The sequence below is a fragment of the Methylophaga sp. UBA1464 genome, assembly GCF_002325665.1.
Taxonomy (GTDB): Bacteria; Pseudomonadota; Gammaproteobacteria; order Nitrosococcales; family Methylophagaceae; genus Methylophaga.
Genome location: NZ_DCSO01000053.1, coordinates 55,502 through 59,950, shown reverse-complemented (window position 1 = coordinate 59,950; position 4,449 = coordinate 55,502). Strand labels below are relative to the sequence as shown.

Below are 4,449 nucleotides of genomic sequence, written 5' to 3'. Positions count from 1 at the left end.
AAGCATACCCGAAGAAATTTATCTGTTTCGTAAATTATTTACTGCCTCGATCAGAGTTTTATATTCTTCTTCTATATCTTGAAACGCAATCTGTGCCGATTGCCTGTCACCACATTGATATAAAACATGGATATTGGAAATAAATTTCAACAGTTTTGAATATTGGTTTTCCAACTGTTCCACATGGAGTTCTTCAATAAACTGAATGCTCTTAGCTTTTTTTAACCAAAATCCACAATGGCTATGTGTCAATGAAATTAAGGGGAAATTGCTACTGGTTTTAGACTTGATATTACTTTTCAAAAATTCAACTTCTATTTCAAGAAAATGCATAAACAATCTTAATTGAGAAGTTCTTAAACAATCATTTTTCCTGTTCTCAATAACAATGACTTCTGGCATATAAAAGTTGCATGCCCAATCCAGCACACTCTCTGATGGCATAGGTCTGGCAATAGCATAACCTTGAGCGATCTTACATCCCATGCACAAAAGGATCTGAGCATGTTTGAGCGACTCTACCCCCTCCGCAATCACTTCGATATTAAAGGAGTTCGCAAGCGAAATGACACTCTCAACAATCTTATAATCATCAGCATCATTAAGCATATTTCGGACAAAAGATTGATCTATTTTGATTGTTTTTATAGAGAGCGTTCGAATATGGCTCAGGGATGAATATCCAGTACCAAAGTCATCAAGAGCCATCGAAATATTAAACTTTTTTTCACATTCCGAGATAACTGTCTGAATTGAGGATAACTCATCCAAAGCATGGCTCTCCAGTATTTCAATTTGAAAGTAGCTCAAATCAAGATCTGGAAACTCATTACAAATAACTTCATGATTTTTTATAAATGAATTTCTTGCAAGATGATATGCAGAAAGATTAACACTGACACGTAGTTTTAAACCGTAGCTATGCCAATTCGCCAGACATTTTAAAGCCTCTCTTATAACGTAGTGGCCTAAACGAACTTCCACTTCAGACTCATTTATAGAGGGCAGAAACTCAATCGGAGATAAAAGACCTTTTGATGGGTGCTGCCAGCGAACAAGCGCTTCAAACCCAACAATGTCGCCAGAGGTCATATCAATTTTCGGCTGGAAAAACAAACGCATCTGTTCATCATCTATCGCTGAAAATATGGCCGCGTGACTATACGAACCTTTCGAAATCTCCTTAACCTTTTCCGTGTCTCCATACATTAAAAAAGCTGATTTACCTGCATTTTTAATCTGATATAAGGTTTGATCAGCATGCTCTATTAATGACCCCAAAGATCCTTTGTCAAAAGGATAAAGGGTGTAACCAATCGAGGCCCCGATGGTTATTTGACGTCCTTCAACAAGCTGATATGGCTGACTGACAGCATGCAAAAGTTTTTGAAGTATCGCGTCACAATCAGCCCGACTGTGAATTTCGCTCAGCAAAATGACAAATTCGTCCCCGCCATACCTGGATACAGTGTCTTCTTTTCTCATCTGGGATTTTATTCTTTCAGCCAGTTCTATTAGCAGCAAATCGCCAACATGATGTCCATAAGTATCGTTGACCGGTTTAAAATCATCCAGATCCAGGAAACAAACCGCCAACATTTCATGATTTCGATTTGCTTTGGCAACAGCCTGATTAAAGCGATCTTCCAGCAAGTTTCTGTTGGGTAAACTGGTCAAAGCGTCATAGTGGGCTAACTTTTCAAGGCTTGCATGATGCTCTTTCATTTTTGTTATGTCAGACATCATCCCCAGATAGTGGACATTATCAGTACCAGGAACACTGACTTTATTAACACTCAGCAATTCAGCATAGAAAGAACCATCTTTTTTCCTGTTCCATACCTCACCTTCCCAAAAGCCGGTTTCTTCAATAGTGAGCCACATGTTCGTGTAAAAATCTTTGTCCTGCCGTCCTGAGCTGAGTATGCTGGGATTTTGTCCAATTAATTCCTGTTCGCTAAAACCACTAATCTGGCAAAACGCTTCATTGCAAGCAAGAATACGTGCTTTTTCATCCGTAATAATCATTCCTTCCTGGGCTTTTTGAAACAGTTGCATCAAGAGAAACCCTTGATTTTTCAGATCGAACATAATGGACTCCGGACTATTTTCTTACCCCGTTATTAATGATAGTTATGAATTAGTTTGTTTTGCCCAGAATTGAGCAGCCAGTGATTCAAAGTTTGTTGCTAATGACAACATATGTGTACTTATTGAAACCGTGTTATCTGCTTCCTTCACATTATTCCCTGATGAATCTCTGATGTTGTGAATGCTTTTACTGATTTCTTCAGCAACGGCACTTTGCTGTTCTACGGCAGATGCTATCTGCATGGTCATATCATTAATTTGCTGAATGACATCTAAAATGTTGGCAAAGGAATTGACGGTATCCTGATTGTGACCCACGCAGGTTTCTGCCTGTTTCAAACCATCATTCATTGCTTTAACAGCTGTCGCTGAATTATTTTGAAGATTCTCCACCATTACACGAATTTCTTCTGTTGAACTGCGTGTACGACTGGCAAGAGAGCGAACCTCATCAGCGACTACGGCAAATCCACGCCCGGCATCCCCTGCTCTGGCAGCTTCAATTGCCGCATTTAATGCAAGCAAGTTGGTTTGCTCCGAAATATCATTAATGACGTCGAGAACAATAGCGATATCATTACTACTCTTTTCCAAAGCTTTAATGGTATCGGCAGCCTGCTCTACTCCCGCACGCAATGTCTGCATCAGGTCGACACTTATTTGCACAACCTTTTTGCCTGTTTCGACTTCCTCCACACCTTTGTTGGCAATTAATGTACTGCTCTGGGCATTGCGTGAAACTTCCTGGATACTTGCCGACATTTCATTTATTGCTGCAGCAACCTGTTCCGTTTCATTAAACTGCTGTTCTGCATAACCTTTGGAAGCCTTGATGGCACCACCTAGTGTAGAAGTGTTTGAGCCCATGGTTGCTGCACTGTCGGCAACACGACCGATTAATCCAGCTGTTTCCGATTCCAGAAACTTCATGGCCAGCGCAATATCGCCCAGTTCATCGCGCCGCCCACTGTAAATATACCTTGCCACAGGATCATTTATGATTTTCCGCGCGTTGGAAACAATGCTTTTTAAGGGGCTTAGCAGGATATATACCCCGCCAACGGCAATAGTGATACAGACCAGCGAAATAATAGTAATTGATAGCCAACTCTGAAAAAACAGACTTGAAATAACCTGGATCATCATCAGCAAAAATATCAATACCGTTATTTTGAAGATTATTGAAATGGAGTTTTTAAGCTCTGCAACTTTTTTGCCTTTACGGAGTTTTTCATAGAGTCTGGAGGCACGATCAACATTTTCTCTTCGGGGGTTTCTTCTTATTGATTGATATTCACGTGTTCCGTCATCTTTCATTATCGGAGTGACATAAGCGTCAACCCAGTAGTGGTTACCATTTTTGCAACGGTTTTTGACCATCCCCATCCACGATTTATCGGATTTTACCTTTTCCCACAAAGCAGCAAAGGCTGCAGGGGGCATATCTGGATGTCTTACTACATTATGGCTTTTACCAACCAGCTCCTCTTCAGTAAAACCGCTTATATCGACAAAATCCCGATTGACATAGGTAATAATTCCCTTACTATTTGTAGTGGTAAGTATATTTGCATCACTTTTATAAGATTCTTCAACTTGCGTAACCGGTTCATTAATCTTCATTTTATAGCCTTGGAATTTAAAAACAGAATTAAGCGCCCTCCAAGGCTATATTTTCTTTAAACAAAAGGTCTAATACCAAAAATGAATCAACGTATAACAAAAAGCTATCAGTTCAATTATGACCTGAAACAACTAAGAGCTTTTCTTGAAATAGCGAAAGAAAAAAGTTTCAGCAAAGCAGCAGAAAATCTGTTTATATCTCAGCCTGCAATTTCTCGAAAAATATCACAACTTGAAGAAGCATTAAAATGCCAACTTTTTATCAGAGAAAACAACACTGTTAAATTAACGCCTTAAGGTGAAGAACTAAAAAATAAATTACCAATAGTTTTTGAAAGCCTGAATGGAATAACAGAGTCACTCACTTCATTAACAAAAAAGAAAAAATTAAAATTAGGTTATACATGTGCTGCAATGAGCAGTTTTTTACCTGAAATGATACGCGAAATCACAGATAAACTGGAAAACTATGAATTGATATTCTCTGAAGGGAATACGACAGAACTGATTGATAAAGTACTTAACAATAACATCCATTGTGCCTTCATTATGGCTCAACCGAAGCACGAAAGCCTACTGACTATAAGTATACGCCCTGAACTAATGGGGCTGATGATACCGGACAACCACCCTTTTAACTCACTAAATGAAATACCGATCGAACTACTTCAATATGAAACATTAATCCTCTTTCCAAAGCCCCAGAACCCCAGCTTATATGACCATATACTTGAA

At 39.0% G+C, this 4,449-nt stretch carries 4 protein-coding genes; 2 read left to right on the top strand and 2 right to left on the bottom strand.

Annotated elements, in window-relative coordinates; genetic code table 11:
• Positions 1-18: 18 nt before the first annotated feature.
• Complete coding sequence (locus tag B3O33_RS06670) at positions 19-2,091, bottom strand: putative bifunctional diguanylate cyclase/phosphodiesterase (protein ID WP_292363244.1); 2,073 nt, start codon at positions 2,089-2,091, stop codon at positions 19-21.
• Between the two features lie 42 nt (positions 2,092-2,133).
• Positions 2,134-3,714, bottom strand: a complete 1,581-nt coding sequence (locus B3O33_RS06665; RefSeq protein WP_292362619.1) for a methyl-accepting chemotaxis protein — start codon at positions 3,712-3,714, stop codon at positions 2,134-2,136.
• 81 nt (positions 3,715-3,795) lie between these two features.
• Between B3O33_RS06665 and B3O33_RS06660 the strand changes: the two genes are divergently transcribed.
• Both B3O33_RS06660 and B3O33_RS06655 read left to right on the top strand, forming a co-directional pair.
• Positions 3,796-4,011, top strand: a complete 216-nt coding sequence (locus B3O33_RS06660; RefSeq protein WP_292362618.1) for a LysR family transcriptional regulator — start codon at positions 3,796-3,798, stop codon at positions 4,009-4,011.
• A gap of 27 nt (positions 4,012-4,038) precedes the next feature.
• Positions 4,039-4,449, top strand: a 411-nt coding sequence (locus tag B3O33_RS06655; RefSeq protein ID WP_349676301.1) for a LysR substrate-binding domain-containing protein, incomplete at its 3' end; no start/stop codon positions are given.

Bases quoted from the DNA above. Each gene is read 5' to 3' on its own strand.
- B3O33_RS06670 (WP_292363244.1), bottom strand. From the start codon at position 2,091: ATGTTCGATCTGAAAAATCAAGGGTTTCTCTTGATGCAACTGTTTCAA.
- B3O33_RS06665 (WP_292362619.1), bottom strand. From the start codon at position 3,714: ATGAAGATTAATGAACCGGTTACGCAAGTTGAAGAATCTTATAAAAGT.
- B3O33_RS06660 (WP_292362618.1), top strand. From the start codon at position 3,796: ATGAATCAACGTATAACAAAAAGCTATCAGTTCAATTATGACCTGAAA.